15 protein-coding genes are annotated in these 15,716 nt (G+C 72.8%); 14 read left to right on the top strand and 1 reads right to left on the bottom strand.

Going from position 1 to position 15,716, the window contains the following annotated elements:
- The first annotated feature begins 132 nt into the window (after window positions 1-132).
- From CNQ36_RS18650 to CNQ36_RS18665, 4 genes are all read left to right on the top strand, one after another.
- Window positions 133-660, top strand: coding sequence for a YbjN domain-containing protein (locus CNQ36_RS18650; RefSeq protein ID WP_004928682.1), 528 nt, complete (start codon window positions 133-135; stop codon window positions 658-660).
- Window positions 661-1,079: 419 nt separating this feature from the next.
- Complete coding sequence (locus tag CNQ36_RS18655) at window positions 1,080-1,931, top strand: hypothetical protein (RefSeq protein ID WP_121546832.1); 852 nt, start codon at window positions 1,080-1,082, stop codon at window positions 1,929-1,931.
- Window positions 1,932-2,028: 97 nt separating this feature from the next.
- Window positions 2,029-2,685, top strand: coding sequence for a DUF433 domain-containing protein (locus CNQ36_RS18660; RefSeq protein WP_004928677.1), 657 nt, complete (start codon window positions 2,029-2,031; stop codon window positions 2,683-2,685).
- Entirely contained in the window at window positions 2,675-3,061 is a 387-nt protein-coding gene (locus CNQ36_RS18665; RefSeq protein WP_121546833.1) for a PIN-like domain-containing protein, read from the top strand. Before CNQ36_RS18660 ends, CNQ36_RS18665 begins: the two co-directional genes overlap by 11 nt.
- Before the next feature lie 87 nt (window positions 3,062-3,148).
- Here CNQ36_RS18665 and CNQ36_RS18670 read toward each other — a convergent pair whose 3' ends face one another.
- Window positions 3,149-4,342: a pyridoxal phosphate-dependent aminotransferase gene (locus CNQ36_RS18670; protein ID WP_121546834.1), complete on the bottom strand. Its 1,194-nt coding sequence runs from the start codon at window positions 4,340-4,342 to the stop codon at window positions 3,149-3,151.
- Window positions 4,343-5,143: 801 nt separating this feature from the next.
- Between CNQ36_RS18670 and CNQ36_RS18680 the strand changes: the two genes are divergently transcribed.
- The 10 genes from CNQ36_RS18680 to kynU all read left to right on the top strand — a co-directional run bounded on the left by CNQ36_RS18680 (window position 5,144) and on the right by kynU (window position 15,685).
- Entirely contained in the window at window positions 5,144-5,662 is a 519-nt protein-coding gene (locus tag CNQ36_RS18680) for a DUF2617 family protein (protein WP_163013295.1), read from the top strand.
- Between the two features lie 95 nt (window positions 5,663-5,757).
- The gene (locus tag CNQ36_RS18685; protein WP_121546836.1) at window positions 5,758-7,431 is read left to right on the top strand and encodes a polyamine aminopropyltransferase; all 1,674 of its coding nucleotides are present in this window, start codon (window positions 5,758-5,760) and stop codon (window positions 7,429-7,431) included.
- 87 nt (window positions 7,432-7,518) lie between these two features.
- Window positions 7,519-8,367 (top strand): SRPBCC domain-containing protein, encoded by an 849-nt coding sequence (locus CNQ36_RS18690; protein ID WP_121546837.1) that lies wholly within the window; start codon window positions 7,519-7,521, stop codon window positions 8,365-8,367.
- Between the two features lie 595 nt (window positions 8,368-8,962).
- Entirely contained in the window at window positions 8,963-9,751 is a 789-nt protein-coding gene (locus CNQ36_RS18695; RefSeq protein WP_121546838.1) for an aldose epimerase family protein, read from the top strand.
- A 10-nt stretch (window positions 9,752-9,761) separates the two neighbouring features.
- Window positions 9,762-10,310, top strand: coding sequence for an orotate phosphoribosyltransferase (gene pyrE, locus CNQ36_RS18700; protein ID WP_121546839.1), 549 nt, complete (start codon window positions 9,762-9,764; stop codon window positions 10,308-10,310).
- A gap of 161 nt (window positions 10,311-10,471) precedes the next feature.
- Window positions 10,472-11,503 carry a class II fructose-bisphosphate aldolase gene (gene fbaA / locus CNQ36_RS18705; protein WP_004928656.1) on the top strand — a complete coding sequence of 344 codons (1,032 nt, stop codon included), beginning with the start codon at window positions 10,472-10,474 and terminating at the stop codon, window positions 11,501-11,503.
- A 75-nt stretch (window positions 11,504-11,578) separates the two neighbouring features.
- Window positions 11,579-13,051 carry an MFS transporter gene (locus CNQ36_RS18710; protein ID WP_121546840.1) on the top strand — a complete coding sequence of 491 codons (1,473 nt, stop codon included), beginning with the start codon at window positions 11,579-11,581 and terminating at the stop codon, window positions 13,049-13,051.
- A gap of 26 nt (window positions 13,052-13,077) precedes the next feature.
- Entirely contained in the window at window positions 13,078-13,491 is a 414-nt protein-coding gene (locus CNQ36_RS18715) for a DUF3151 domain-containing protein (protein ID WP_004928648.1), read from the top strand.
- A 162-nt stretch (window positions 13,492-13,653) separates the two neighbouring features.
- Window positions 13,654-14,499 carry a tryptophan 2,3-dioxygenase family protein gene (locus CNQ36_RS18720; protein ID WP_121546841.1) on the top strand — a complete coding sequence of 282 codons (846 nt, stop codon included), beginning with the start codon at window positions 13,654-13,656 and terminating at the stop codon, window positions 14,497-14,499.
- Window positions 14,492-15,685, top strand: coding sequence for a kynureninase (gene kynU, locus CNQ36_RS18725; RefSeq protein WP_121546842.1), 1,194 nt, complete (start codon window positions 14,492-14,494; stop codon window positions 15,683-15,685). Before CNQ36_RS18720 ends, kynU begins: the two co-directional genes overlap by 8 nt.
- Window positions 15,686-15,716: the final 31 nt, after the last annotated feature.

The raw sequence follows: 15,716 nt of genomic DNA on the forward strand, positions 1-15,716 counted from the left end.
GCCCGGCCCCCGCCGGGTACTCCGTAAGTGACCGGATCGAGTCAGCCAGGGGCTGACAGGCCCCGTCGGGGCTTGCCACCCCCCTCCCCGCATGGGGGAGGATGGCGGAATCCGTACGAAGGGAAATTCACGGTGACCATCGACCCGTCCTCGATTCCGAATTTCGGGGGCCAGCCCGAGCCGCAGCCGCAAGGACCGGCGGGCCCCGTCGTCCCGGATCAGGACCTGGTGAAGCAGCTCCTCGACCAGATGGAGCTCAAGTACGTCGTCGACGACGAGGGTGACCTCGCGGCGCCGTGGGAGCAGTTCCGCACCTACTTCATGTTCCGCGGAGAGGACGACCAGCAGATCTTCTCCGTGCGGACGTTCTACGACCGGCCGCACCAGATCGACGAGAAGCCGCAGCTGCTCGAGTCCATCGACGACTGGAACCGGCGCACCCTGTGGCCCAAGGTCTACACGCACACCCATGACGACGGCACGGTCCGTCTCATCGGTGAGGCCCAGATGCTGATCGGCATGGGCGTCAGCCTGGAGCACTTCGTCTCGTCGACGGTCAGCTGGGTGCGGGCCGCCATCGAGTTCGACAAGTGGCTCGTCGAGCAGCTCGGCCTGGAGCAGGAGATCAACGAGGCGGAGAAGCCCGAGGACGACGAGTAGACCGCCCCCGAGCACAGCGTTCCGGCGCATACGGCGACGTACGCGCGGTACGCGGGAAGAGCCCGGCCCCGAGCCGTCCGGCACCACGCCGGCCGCCGGGGGCCGGGCTCTTCCGTTCAGCGGGTCCCGGCGGATGTGGGCCGGCCGGGCACCGGCTGCCGGCCGTCCTCCTGACCCGCCGGGTCCTCGCCCGCGAGGGACCGGTGGGCCACTGACCTCCCCGAAGAACCGGGAGAAAGAACCACCCGCCCACCCACCCTCCCCGCCGGAAGGCCCGCGTCACCCGTGCGAGTGACCGGCTTGCAGGCGCGGGACGCGGGCGGCTACGTTCGCCGCGACAACCGCAAACAGAGACGGCCCCCGGCCGGGACTGGCATCCCGAACGAGGGCCTCACCGATCAGGAAGCAGAACCTTCCCGATGGCTGACCCGCAGTCTAACGCGCGCCCGCGCGCCGCCGCCGGAGCTCCGACTTCCGGCGTGATCCATGTCCGCACCCGGCTCACCGCCGACTTCACAGTGGTCTCCAACGCCCTCGCCCAGCGGCGCGGCAGCGCGGTCACCATCGGCGTCGCGGTGTACATCCAGTCCCTGCCCAGCGGCACACCCGTGTCCATCGCCGCCCTGTGCGCGCACTTCACCGAGGGCGAGATCCTGATCTCCCGGGCGCTGCGGGAGCTGGAGGCGGCGGGCTACCTGGAACGCCGCCGCGAACGCCTGCCGTCAGGGCAGATCCGGACCCGCACGTACTTCTACGACGTCCCGTGCGGCGACAGGCCGCGCCCGGCCCGACGGCCCTCTCGGGACCAGCCGGTCGCCCCGGCGGTCCCGGAGGCGGCCGAGGAACCACAGCCGTCGCTCTCCCACACCGACGACGACACCCACACCGACGCCGATTCCGACCCGCGGGCTCTCGCGGTCCTCGCCGCACTGCAGCGGGTCGATCCGCGCCTGCTCCTCACCGTGCGGGAGGCCGCACGGCTGGCACCGGCCGTCTCCCGGTGGCTCGCGGCGGGCCTGCACACGGTGCAGATCGTGAAGCTGCTGACCGAGGGCCTCCCCGATCACTTCCTGACCCGCCCAGCCGGCCTCCTCGCCTACCGCCTGCGCGAGGCACCCCTTCCCGCCCCGCCCTCCGCCCCTGCCTCCCGAGGCGAGACCCCCACCGTCCACCCGTTCCAGACCTGCGACAGCTGCGACCGAGCCTTCCGCGCCCCGGCACCGGGCCGGTGCCGAGGCTGCCGCTCGGGAAGCCGTCTTCATGCCGCCTGAGCCGACGGGTGGCTGCGCCGTCGACGCTCGGACGGGAGACTGGATGTGCGACGATGCGGGATCCCGCAGCGGACTTGAGATGCGTAGGAGGTGGGGCATGGCCGACCGATTCGCAGATGGGCTTCTGACCCCCGCGGAGACAGCCGCGCACCTGCAGATTCCGCAGTCGACGCTCATCTCGTGGCTGAAAAGCCAAGCCGCCGGGGCACCGCTGGTCCACCAGGTGGAACCACTACGCAAGGGACAACCCTCGGTGCCGTTCATCGCGGTGGCCGAAGCGCACGTGCTCCGTTCCCTCCGCACCCTCGGACTGCGGATGAGTGAGATCAGGGAGGCAGCCGCCGCCGTCCGGGACGCTTTCGACACCCCCTACGGCCTGGTCTCGAAGCGGATCGCGACGGACGGTGTCGACATCTTCGTCGAGCACGGGCTGGGCGACCTTCGCCGGGCCCGAGACGGTCAGGCTCCCATCCACGAGGTCGTCTCCGACTACCTGCGGTACCTGAACTGGGAGTCCGACGACGACTTCCCCACAAGCCTGCGGCTGCGGCAGTATCCGCCGTCCGTCCCCGTCGTGATCGACCCGCGGTTCGGCCACGGAAGGCCCGTCGTGGCCGCCAACCGTGTCGCGGTCAAGGCCATCACCGACCTCTGGGAGGCAGGGGAGAGCGTCGAGGACATCGCGTACGACTTCGACATGACCCCCGAGCAGGTCGACGCGTTGTGCCGGGCAGTGGTGCGCCTTGCCGCCTGAGTTCTTCCTCGACCGCAATCTCGGACGTCGCGTCGCGGAAGGGCTGAGGGAATGCGGCTGGATCATTCACCGCATCGGGGACGTCTTCCCCGACGACGCGCAGGACATCGCTGACGAAGACTGGATCGCTCACGGTCTCGACCAGTCATGGGTACCGATCTCGAAGGACGGCCGGATCAAGAGCAGGGACCTGGAGATCCAACCGGTGCTGGAGCGAGGAGCGGTGCTCTTCTACCTCGACAACCAGCAACTCCCCAGCGTGGAGATGGTCGAGCGGTTCGAGACACATCGCGGGGCCATCCACCGGGCCGTGGCCAGGGGTGGCCCCGCGGCCTACGCGGTGCGACGCGACAGCATCGAGCGCACCTGGCCGTGACGTGCGGGACGGAACGGATGTTGTCCATCCGGCCGATCCCCGCGTCCGTGTACAGGCCGCTGATCTCGTCGGCGTCGACGAGGAGGTTCAGCGGGTTCCGGCGGCCTTGAGGCGGCGGGCTGCCTCCTCCAGTACGGGCTTCTTCTTGCAGAAGGCGAAGCGGACGAACGGGGCGCCCAGCTCGCGGTGGTCGTAGAAGACGGCCGTGGGGACGGCGACCACGCCGGTGCGTTCCGGCAGGGCGCGGCAGAAGGCGATGCCGTCGGTCTCGCCCAGGGGGCGGATGTCGGCGGTGATGAAGTAGGTGCCGGACGGGCGGTGGACCGTGAGGCCGGCATCCTCCAGGCCGGCCGCCAGGACGTCGCGCTTGGTGAGCATGTCCGCGCGGAGGTCCTCGAAGTAGGACTCGGGCAGGGCGAGGGCCTCGGCGATCGCGTACTGGAAGGGGCCGGCGGAGACGTAGGTCAGGAACTGCTTGGCCGAGCGGACCGCCGTGATCAGCGCCGGGGACGCCGTGATCCAGCCGACCTTCCAGCCGGTGAAGGAGAAGGTCTTGCCGGCGCTGGAGATGGTGACCGTGCGGTCGCGCATGCCGGGGAAGGTCGCCAGGGGGATGTGCTCGGCGTCGTCGAAGACCAGGTGCTCGTAGACCTCGTCGGTCACGACGAGCAGGTCGCGTTCCACGGCCAGCTCGGCGATCGCCGCCAGCTCCTCGCGGGTGAGGACCGTGCCGGTGGGGTTGTGCGGGGTGTTGATCAGGAGCAGGCGGGTGCGGTCGGTGACGGCGTCGCGCAGCTCGTCGAGGTCGAGGCGGAAGCGGCCCTCGTGCGGGCGGAGCGTGACGGGGACGCGGGTGCCGCCTGCCATGGCGACGCAGGCGGCGTAGGAGTCGTAGTACGGCTCCAGGGCGATCACCTCGTCGCCGGGCTCGACCAGGGCGAGCATCGCGGCCGCGATCGCCTCGGTGGCGCCGGCGGTGACCAGGACCTCGGTGTCGGGGTCGACGGACAGGCCGTAGCGGCGCTGCTGGTGGGCGGCGACCGCGGTGCGCAGTTCGGGGATGCCGGGGCCCGGCGGGTACTGGTTGCCGCGGCCGTCCCGCAGGGCCCGCACGGCGGCCTCCCTGACCTCTTCGGGGCCGTCGGTGTCGGGGAAGCCCTGGCCGAGGTTGATGGCGCCGGTCCGCACGGCCAGTGCGGACATCTCGGCGAAGATCGTCGTCCCGAACTCTGCGAGCCGGCGGTTGAGGAGGGGGCGCGCGCTGGAGGTCATGGCGGTCATCCTGCGCCGAAGCTCTGGAGTTCCTCAACTCTGCTTTGGGCCGGGCGGCCGGAGGGCATCTCCCGTTCACGCACGTGAGCGAGGCGCCCACGGGGGGCCGCTTCGGGGGATCACGGGGGATTCGGAAGGAGGGGTGGCGTCATGACCTTCGGCATCATCCTGTTCGTACTCTTCGCACTGTTCGTCCTGGCCGCGGTCCGCGGCGGCACGCGACGGACGGGCGCGGGCCGTCCGGGCCGTCGCGGCGGCAGGAGCCGTGACAGCTGGTGGGCGGGTGGCGGCGGAGGCCACGGGGGTTCCTGTGGCTCGTCGGGTTCCGGCGGAGGATCGTCCTGCGGAGGTGGCTCGTCCTGCGGAGGCGGGTCGTCCTGCGGGGGCGGCGGCGGATGCGGTGGGGGAGGCAGCTGACACGGGGCAGCCTGCCTCCACTTCGGGGGACTGTGCATCCGCGACAGCGGGGTCCGCACCTGGGCGGACCCCGCTGCGTCGTTGAGCGGCGGAAAGGGGTCCGGTTCCGGTTGGGCACGGGAGGGGGGCGTACGCCGTCACTCGGGGGCGCACGGCGGGTTTGAACAGTTGAGCTGGGGAGCCCCCGAGGGGATGGAAAGCCCACGAAGTTGGGTAAAAACGCTGTGGTGGCGCCACAGTTCATGATTGCCTATAAATCACCGATGCGGCCCCCGGACCCCCCACGGACCTTTCTTCCGGCCGGGTGACCGGGCTGACGTGCCGAGTTCCCCGGTGCGACCGGGGCGCGCGGGCCCCTATCTCCCTCTCCATGTGTGCTTGCGGAGCCGATCCATGCTCACGACCCTGAACACCTCCTATTCCGACACCCGTGCGGCCGACCTCGCCTGGGCCCTGGGGCGCGAGCCGCTTCCCGCGCTGGCCACGCTCGACCTCGAACTGGACGGGGCCAGACTTCAGTTGCGACTGCTCGGCGCGTCCCACCAGGTGCTGCTGGAGGAGGAGCGCGGGCTCTGCTCGGAGACGGTGGCGTGTATTCCGGGCAGCAGCACGCCGCTTCCGCTGGGCGTGGCCAAGCGGGTGGACGACTGGGAGTACCAGTTCGCGGCCCGCGTCGAGGCGCTCTCGCCGGGCTCCTTCGCGGGCCGGGCCCAGGAGTTGCTCGCCCTGGTCTCCGACCATCCGCAGGGCCTCGCCGGTGTCTTCCCCGGCAGTCCGTACGCCTTCACCGCCCTGCTCGCCCAGCGGCACGACGGCCAGGTCCACTGGCGGACCTGGCACGCCTACCCGCAGGAGGGGCAGCTGGTGGCGACACGGACGAGGGTGGGGATGCGGGTGAGGTCGGCGGTGTGACGCAAGGGATGGGACGGGGGATGAGCCCGGGGATAAACAAAGACCACACGTGTGGGTGACCTTGTGTGGTGCAGGCGTAACGTAACGTCGCTGGAATGATCGAACCGCAGGCCCCCGCCCCGCCCGGCTCCACGCAGTCCCGGGAGGACGCGTACGGCCCCGGTGGCGACCACGGGAGCCCGCTCTGCCTGCCGGTGCGGCAGGGCACCGGGCGGTTCCTGGTCCTCGCGGGCGTGTTCGTCTGCGCCGCCTGCGGACTGGTGTACGAGCTGGAACTGGTCGCGCTCGCCGCGTACTTGATGGGCGACTCGGTCGCCCAGACGTCCGTCGTGCTGTCCGTGATGGTCTTCGCGATGGGTATCGGCTCCCTCGCCGCGAAAGGGCTGCGGCGGCACGCGGCGGCCGGTTTCGGCGCCGTCGAGGCGGCCCTCGCCCTCGTCGGCGGATGCAGTGCGATGGCGCTGTACGCCGTGTTCGCCTGGACGGGCGACTGGGGCGGTGCCTGGGCGAACGGCCCGCGGGCGCTGCTGGTCGCCTTCTCCCTCACCACCGGACTGCTCATCGGCGCCGAGGTGCCGCTGTTGATGGAGCTGATCCAGCGGATCCGCCGGCAGGACGCGGGTGGCGCGGTCGCCGACCTGTCCGCCGCGGACTACGTGGGCGCGCTCGTCGGCGGGCTCGCCTTCCCCTTCCTGCTGCTGCCGCTCCTCGGACAGCTCACCGGCGCGCTGATCACCGGTGCCGTCAACGCGGTCGTCGGCGGCGCGCTGGTGCTCGGGCTGTTCCGGCGGGACCTCACGGTCCGCGCCCGGCGGCTGCTGGTGGGGGCCAACGTCTGTGTGCTGGTGGTCCTCGCCTCGGCCGCCGTCCTCGTCGACGACTTCGAGCGGGCCGCCCGGCACGCGATGTACGGCTCGGACGTACGGGTGGCGCTGCGGACCGACGTCCAGGAGGTGCTGCTCACCGGCGGGCGGAACGGACGGCCGCTCAACCTGTTCCTCGACGGGCGGCTGCGGGTCGCCGGCCGGGACGAACTCCGTTACCACGAGGCGCTGGTGCACCCCGCGATGCACGGCCCGCACGGGCGGGTGCTCGTCCTCGGCGGCGGGGACGGGCTGGCCGTCCGCGAGGTGCTGCGCCACCCCGGCGTGCGCCGGGTCGACGTCGTCGAGATCGACGCGGGCGTGGTGCGGCTGGCCCGCCGGGACCCCGCGCTCTCCGCGCTGAACGCGCACGCCCTCGACGACCCGCGCGTGCGCGTGGCCACCGCGGACGCCTTCGACTGGCTGCGCGGGGCGCCCCCGGCGGCGTACGACGTGGTCGTCTCCGATCTGCCGCATCCGGGGATCACTGCGAGCACCAAGCTGTACTCGCAGGAGTTCTACGGACTGACCCGGCGGGTGCTCGCGCCCGCCGGGCGGCTGGTGGTGCACGGGGGAGCGGTGGAGTCCCGGCCCCGCGACTTCTGGACGGTGGACGCCACGCTCCGCGCGGCGGGCTTGCGCACCGCGGCGTACCGCGCGAGCGGCCGGCGGGACGGTTTCGCCGCCGGACCCGACCGGGGCGCCGTGGCCACCGCCCACGCCCACCGCGACTGGGGTTTCGTGCTGGCCGCCCGCAACGCGCCCGTGCCGCGGCTGGACCCGTCCGGGCCGCGTCCGCGCACCCTCACCGACTCCTCCCTCGTGGCGGACGTCCGGGCGGCGGAGCGCACCCGGGTGACCGGTCTGCCGCCGTCCACGCTGGTGCACCCCCGGTACGGCGGCTGAGGCCCCTTACCGTGTTCCGCGCCGACGCGCCGTGACTTCCCGCCGACGGGGGTGCAGCCCGGCGTCGCGTGGGTAGGCTCCGCACTCATGGAGCACGAGGTGTTCGTTCCGGTCGAGGCGCAGCGGCTCAGGGAGGTGCTGGACGACCCCGCGCGGGTCGCCCGGGCGGTGCCCGGGCTCCAGCACGACGCCGGCGCGGATCCCGTCGCCGGCCGCCTGAAGGTCCGTGTCGGCAGCCACTCCGTCACCTACCGGGGATCCGTACGGGTGTCCGCGCGGGACGACGGTTCCTACGCCGTCGAGGGCGACGCGGCGGAGACCCGCGGCAGCGGCGCGGTGACACTGGTGCTCGGCCTGCGCCTGCGGGACGCCGAGGGCGGCACGGCCCTCACGATCACCGGTACGGCGACGGCGGACGGCCGGGTCACGGAGTTCCCGCCGGACGCGGTGGCCTCGGCGGTGTCCCGGCTGCTGAACCGCTTCGCGGAGAACCTGGGCACCGTCGCGGCGGAGACCTCCGGACCGGCATCCGGCCCGGAGTCGCCCGAGCTGCTCTCGACGGGGGACTTCGAGCCCCGGGCCACCACCGACTTCGAGACCACCCCGGACGCGGAGGACACCCCGCCGCCGGCCCCCGGTCCGGACGCCGCGTCGCCGGACGACGAGGAGAACCCGTCCGTCTTCGACGCGGAGGTCCCGCCGTCCTCCCTCGAGGAGGACGACGACTCCATGGCCGAGGCGGCGCACGCCCGGCGGACGATGATCGGGCGCAGCGCCGAGGAGGTGGACCACGCGCCGCCGCGCGGCCGGTACGCGCCCGTCCCGGCCCCGCAGACCGTCGTGTCCGCCACCCCGCTGCGCTGGGCCGCCCCCGCGGCGGCCCTGGCGGTCGCCTCGGCGGTCGTCGCGATCCGAGCCCTCCGCAAACGCCACTGAGCCCTCGCCGCCCCGGCCCACCGAAGACACCCTCCGGCCTCCGCGCCCTTCGTCGCCCCCTGCCGCTTGGGAGGCTTTCCACGGTTCCCGTGGGGGCTGGGGTGCGCTGCGCGGGCCGTGGGTCTCCGCCCGCCGGACGGCGTGGGGCCGTCCTCTCAGACCCGGACGAGTGCACCCGCCCCGCCTGGGGCGCCTTCCGGCTTCCGCGCCGCCCGGCGACCGTCCCTTCGACGCCCCGCTCGGGGGGGGGCTTTTCACGGTCCGGGGTCGGGACTGGGGTCCCTGAGGGGCGTGGGCGCCCGCGTGGCGTGTGCTGCCGGGGGCAGGCCTGCGGCTGAGTGGGGCGGGGAGCGTGGTCGTCCGCGCGCCGGGTGGTGCCGGGCGGTCCTTCGGGCCTGGGTGGGTGCACCCGACCCGCCCGGCCGAAGGTGCCCTCCGCCCACGGGGGCCGCCCGGATCCGCGTGCCGTGCGGGAGGCGGCGCGCGGCCCCCGTGGGTGTCCGCGTGCTGTCGGGGCGGGTGTGCTTCGCAGGGTTGCCGGGGACGGGAACGGGTGGGGCGGTGGAGGGGGTTGGGGGGACAGTAGGGTCGGCGTGTGCGTAACGAAGACATCACGCTGACCGCGGGTGACGCGGAGGTGGACGTGCTGCCGGGGAACGGCGGCCGGGTCGGGGGGCTGCGGGTCGGCGGCGTCGAGCTGCTGCGGCAGGGGGAGCGGTTCGGGTGTTTCCCGATGGTGCCCTGGTGCGGGAGGATCCGTGAGGGCCGGTTCCGGGACGGCGCCACCGTGCGGCAGATGCCGCTCAACGCCCCGCCGCACGCCATGCACGGCACCGCCCGCGACGCCGCCTGGCGCGTCGCGCGCACCGGCGCCGACGAGGCCGTGCTCACGTACGACCTGGCCGAGCCGTGGCCGTACCCGGGACGCGTGACCCAGCAGTTCGCGCTCACCGCGGACTCCCTGACGCTGACGATGAGCGTGGAGACGTACGAGTCGTCGTTCCCCGCGCAGATCGGCTGGCACCCGTGGTTCAACCGCAGCCTGGGTGGCGAGGACGTGGCGATCGGGTTCGCGCCCGCCTGGCAGGAGGAGCGGGGGGAGGACCATCTGCCGACCGGTCACCGCGTCGACCCGGAGCCGGGCCCCTGGGACGACTGCTTCGGGATGCCCGGCGGCGTCGACGTCACCCTCACCTGGCCGGGGCAGCTGGAGCTGCGGGTGACCAGCCGCGAGGAGTGGGTCGTGGTCTACGACGAACAGCGCGAGGCCGTCTGCGTGGAGCCGCAGACCGGGCCGCCCGACGGGCTGAACACCCACCCCCGTCTGGTCACCCCGCTGGAGCCGCTCGAGGCCTCGACGACCTGGGCCTGGACCCGGCTCTAAGCTGGCTGTCATGAGTGACGTACGTGGCGCGCTGCTGCAGCAGATCAAGGACAAGGCCGTGGTGCACGGCAAGGTGACCCTCTCCTCCGGTCTGGAGGCCGACTACTACGTCGACCTGCGCCGCGTCACCCTCGACGGCGAGGCCGCCCCGCTGGTCGGGCAGGTGCTGCTGGACCTGACCGCGGAGCTGGACTTCGACGCGGTGGGCGGCCTGACCATGGGCGCCGACCCGGTGGCCGCCGCCATGCTGCACGCCGCCGCCGCACGCGGCCGGAGGGTGGACGCCTTCGTCGTGCGCAAGGCCGCCAAGGCGCACGGGATGCAGCGGCGCGTCGAGGGCCCGGACATCAGGGGCCGCCGCGTCCTCGTCGTCGAGGACACGTCCACCACCGGCGGTTCCCCGCTGACCGCCGTGGAGGCCGTGCGCGAGGCCGGCGCGGAGGTCGTTGCCGTCGTGACGATCGTCGACCGGGCGACCGGCGCGGCCGAGAAGATCCAGGAGGGCGCCGGGGTGCCGTACCTGTTCGCCTTCTCCAAGGACGAGCTCGGCCTCGACTGAGGCCACGGGCGGGACATCACCGCGCATAACGACTTGACCTGCGCCGTCGACCAGCCGGACAAGTCTGGGAGGATGGGCCCGACAATGACGTCGCTTCCAAGGTTCCAGGTCAGGGCCGACAGTACGCAGTACGCCAAACCGCACGCATAAGGAGCGGACAGATGCCCATCGCAACTCCCGAGGTCTACAACGAGATGCTCGACCGGGCGAAGGCGGAGAAGTTCGCCTACCCGGCCATCAACGTCACCTCGTCCCAGACCCTGCACGCGGCACTGCGCGGCTTCGCCGAGGCGGAGAGCGACGGCATCGTCCAGATCTCCACGGGCGGCGCCGAGTTCCTGGGCGGCCAGCACAAGAAGGAGATGGTGACCGGCGCGGTCGCGCTCGCCGAGTTCGCGCACATCGTCGCCGAGAAGTACGACGTCAACATCGCCCTGCACACCGACCACTGCCCGAAGGACAAGCTCGACGGTTACGTCCGCCCGCTGCTCGCGGTGTCCGAGGAGCGCGTCAAGGCCGGCCGCGCCCCGCTGTTCCAGTCCCACATGTGGGACGGCTCCGCGGAGACCCTCGCCGACAACCTCTCCATCGCCCAGGAACTCCTCGAGCGCGCCCGCGCCGCGAAGATCATCCTCGAGGTCGAGATCACCCCGACCGGCGGTGAGGAGGACGGCGTCACGCACGAGATCAACGACTCCCTCTACACCACGGTCGACGACGCGATCCGCACCGCGGAGGCCCTCGGCCTCGGCGACAAGGGCCGCTACCTGCTCGCCGCGTCCTTCGGCAACGTGCACGGCGTGTACAAGCCGGGCAACGTCGTTCTCCGCCCCGAGCTGCTGAAGGAACTCAACGAGGGCGTCGCCGCCAAGTACGGCAAGCCGGCCGGCTCCCAGCCGTTCGACTTCGTCTTCCACGGCGGCTCCGGCTCCACCCCGGAGGAGATCCTCACCGCGCTGGAGAACGGCGTCGTGAAGATGAACATCGACACCGACACCCAGTACGCGTTCACGCGTCCGGTCGCCGACCACATGCTCAAGAACTACGACGGCGTCCTGAAGGTCGACGGCGAGGTCGGCAACAAGAAGACCTACGACCCGCGCACCTGGGGCAAGCTGGCCGAGGCGTCCATGTCGGCCCGCGTGCTGCAGGCCTGCGAGAACCTGCGCTCGACGGGCACCCGCATCAAGTAGGGCGGGAACGCTCCCGGAGCATCCGGACGAGCCCGGCACCGTACGCGGTGCCGGGCTCTTCCGTATGCTCGCCCCATGCCCGATGTCCGGCTGTCCTCCCCGCAGGGCAAGTGGATCCTGGTCACCACGGTCCTCGGCTCCAGCATGGCCCTGCTCGACTCGACCGTGGTCAACGTGGCCCTCCCCCGCATCGGCCAGGACCTCGGCGCCGACCTCGGCGCGCTGCAGTGGACCGTCAACGCCTACATGGTCACGCTGGCCGGGCTGATCCTGCTCGGCGGGGCGCTGGGCGACCGGTTCGGGCGGCGGAAGGTGTTCGTCGTCGGGGTGCTGTGGTTCGCCGCGGCCTCCCTGCTGTGCGGCATCGCCCCCGACGCCGGCGTCCTGATCGCCGCCCGTGCCCTCCAGGGCGTCGGCGGCGCCCTGCTCACCCCCGGTTCGCTCGCCCTCATCCAGGCATCCATCCACCCCGACGACCGGGGCCGCGCGGTCGGCCTGTGGTCCGGCTTCGGCGGCATCGGCGCGGCGGTCGGCCCGTTCCTCGGCGGCTGGCTGGTGGACGGCCCCGGCTGGCGCTGGGTCTTCCTGCTCAACGTGCCGCTCGCGCTGCTCTGCGCCCCCATCGCGCTGCGCCATGTGCCGGAGTCGTCGGGCGTGAAGGCGGAGGGCCGGTTCGACGTCCTCGGCGCCGCGCTCGGCGCGATCGCGCTGGGCCTGGTGACGTACGCGCTGATCGAGGCCGAGGGGGACCCCGTGCCGGCCGTGGCCTCCGCCGTCGCCGGTCTGGCCGCCGCGGTCGCCTTCGTGCTGGTGGAGAAGCGCCGCCCGGCGCCGATGATGCCGCCGGCCATCTTCGCGTCCCGGCAGTTCTCCGCGGTCAACGGGGTCACGCTGTGCGTGTACGCGGCGTTCGGCGGGTTCTTCTTCCTCGCCGCGCTCCAGCTGCAGGTGGTCGTCGGCTGGTCGGCGCTGGCCGCCGGCACGGCCCTGCTGCCCACCACCGCCCTGATGCTGCTGCTCTCCGCCCGCTCGGGCGAACTCGGCGACCGGATCGGCCCGCGCATCCCGCTCACCGTGGGACCGCTGCTGTGCGCGGCGGGGATGCTGCTGATGACGCGGGTCGGGCCGGACGCCTCGTACGCCACCGAGGTGCTGCCGGCGCTGCTGGTGCTGGGCCTCGGCATGGTCACCCTGGTGGCGCCGCTGACCGCGACCGTCCTCGCCTCCGTGGACACCGCGCGGGCGGGCCTGGCCAGCGGCATCAACAACGCCGCCGCCCGCGCGGCCGGCCTGGTCGCGGTGGCGGCGCTGCCGCTGCTCGCCGGGATGGGCCCGGAGGCGTACCGGATGCCGGACGTGTTCGACGCCGCGTTCCGGCGGGCGATGGTGCTGTGCGCGGGCGTCCTGGTGGTGGGGTCGGTCCTCGCCTTCACGACCGTACGCCGTCCCGCGCCGGACTGCCGGCACCCCGAATGCCGCACCCACGGCAGCGTGGCGGTGCCCCCGCTGGAGCCGGAGACGGCACCTGGCGGGGAGCGCGGCGGCTAGCCGTGCCGATGTACGAGACTGGACCCATGTCCATTCACGAGAACCTCCTCGGGGGCCCGCCCCCGACCCACCTGCCCGACGACCCCGGCCCGCGCGAGCTGCTCGCCTCGGGCAGCACGCCCGCCGACGTCGCCGGCAAGTACCCCACCTCCTCGCTGGCCTGGGCGCGGCTCGCCGACGAGGCCTACGAGCGGGGCAGCGTCGTGGAGTCCTACGCGTACGCCCGTACGGGCTATCACCGCGGACTGGACGCGCTGCGCCGCAGCGGCTGGAAGGGCCACGGGCCCGTGCCGTGGGAGCACGAGCCCAACCGCGGCTTCCTGCGCGCCCTGCACGCCCTTGCCCGCGCCGCGCGGGCGATCGGCGAGCAGGAGGAGTACGAGCGCTGCAGCCAGTTCCTGAAGGACTCCTCGCCGACGGCGGCCCAGGTCCTCGGCTGACCCGGCCCGTGACGTTCCCGGGGCCCGCCTGCTCGCTCCTGAGCAGGCGGGCCTTGCGGTGGTGGGGGACGATTGCGCAGGATGCACCGTGGGGACCGGGGCCCCCGTGCCGGTAACGGCAGGGGCGGACCGCTACCCGGAGTACATGTACAGGAGACAGCGATGTCCCACGAGGCTCACGAGCCTGAGACCCCGCATCTCGCCCCAAAAATTGACTGGAGCCAGGGAACGACTCCCTACGAGGACTACGTCAAGGCCGATGTCCTCACCCACCTCCAGCACACCCTCTCCGACGATCCCGGAGAGATGGTCTTCCTGGTCACCACCCAGGTGATGGAGCTGTGGTTCACCGTGATCGTCCACGAGTGGGAGACCGCGGCGAAGGCGCTGCGGCAGGACGACGTACCGGTCGCGGTCGACGCGCTGAAACGTTCCGTGCGCGAGCTGGAGGCGCTGAACGCCTCCTGGAAGCCGCTGAGCGGGCTCACCCCGGCGCAGTTCAACTCCTACCGCGCCGCCCTCGGGGAGGGCTCCGGGTTCCAGTCGGCGATGTACCGGCGGCTGGAGTTCCTGCTCGGCGACAAGTCGGCGTCCATGCTGGTCCCGCACCGGGGCGCGCCGCGCGTCCACGCCGAGCTGGAGAAGGCGCTGCACGAGCCGAGCCTGTACGACGAGGTGCTGCGGTTCCTCGCCCGCCGGGGGCACGCGGTCCCGGAGGACGTGCTGCGGCGCGACGTGTCGCTGCGGTACGAGCCGTCGGCGGAGGTGGAGGCGGTCTGGACGGCCGTCTACTCGGGTGACGGACGCGGCGAGGTGGCCCGCCTCGGCGAGGCGCTGACCGATGTCGCCGAGCTGGTGTGGCGCTGGCGCAACGACCATCTGGTCGCCACCCGCCGCGCGATGGGCGCGAAGGCCGGCACCGGGGGCTCCGCCGGAGTGGCCTGGCTGGAGAAGCGGGCGCGCAAGAGCGTGTTCCCCGAGCTGTGGACGGCGAGGTCCTATGTCTGAGCTTGCGGCGCGGGCGGAGAAGCTCGACGGCCTGGACGAACTGGCCCTCAAGCGGGACGAGTTCGTGCTCGACGACGTGGTCTACCTGGACGGCAACTCGCTGGGGGCGCTGCCGGCGGCCGTCCCCGGCCGGGTGGCGGACGTGGTGCGCCGGCAGTGGGGCGAGCTGCGCATCCGGTCCTGGACGGAGGGCGGCTGGTGGACGGCGCCGGAGCGGATCGGCGACCGGATCGCGCCGCTGGTGGGCGCGGCGGCCGGGCAGGTCGTGGTCGGCGACTCGACGAGCGTCAACGTGTTCAAGGCGGTGGTCGGCGCGGTGCGGCTGGCGCGGCTCGCCGACCCTGCGCGGGACGAGATCGTGGTCGACGCGACCACGTTCCCCACGGATGGCTACATCGCGGAGTCGGCCGCCCGGATGACCGGCTGCACGCTGCGACCGGTGACCCCGTCCGAGGTCCCGGGCGCGCTCGGCGACCGTACGGCCGCGGTGCTGCTCAACCACGTCGACTACCGCACCGGCCGGCTGCACGACCTGCCGTCGCTGACCGCCGCGGTGCACGCAGCGGGGGCGTACGTCGTCTGGGACCTGTGCCACAGCGCGGGCGCGCTGCCGGTCGGTCTGGACCGGCACGGCGTGGACCTGGCGGTCGGCTGCACCTACAAGTACCTGAACGGCGGCCCCGGTTCACCCGCGTTCCTGTATGTGCGCGCCGATCTCCAGGACCGTTTCGACTCCCCGCTGCCCGGCTGGAACTCCCACGCGGAGCCCTTCGGGATGCGCCCCGGGTACGAGCCCGCGGCCGGCGCGGTGCGCGGACGGGTCGGCACCCCGGACATCCTCTCCATGCTCGCCCTGGAGGCGGCGCTGGAGGTCTGGGACGGGGTGGCGGTCGACGCGGTGCGGGCCAAGTCCCTAGCGCTGACGGACTTCTTCCTGGAGTGCGTCGAGGAGTACGTGCCCGAGGGCCGGGTCGCGTGTGTGACACCGCGGGCGCACGCGGAGCGGGGCAGCCAGATCGCCCTGCGCTGCCCGGACGCCGGGGCCGTGATGGAGCGGCTGATCGAGCGGGGCGTGGTCGGCGACTTCCGTCACCCGGACGTGCTCCGGTTCGGCTTCACCCCGCTGTACGTCGGTTTCGCGGACGTGGAGCGGGCGGCGCGGGTGCTGGCGGAGGTACTGGTGTAGGCGGGCCCGGGGGCGGTGCCGCACGGTGCCG

It is taken from the genome of Streptomyces fungicidicus, assembly GCF_003665435.1.
GTDB lineage: Bacteria > Actinomycetota > Actinomycetes > Streptomycetales > Streptomycetaceae > Streptomyces > Streptomyces fungicidicus.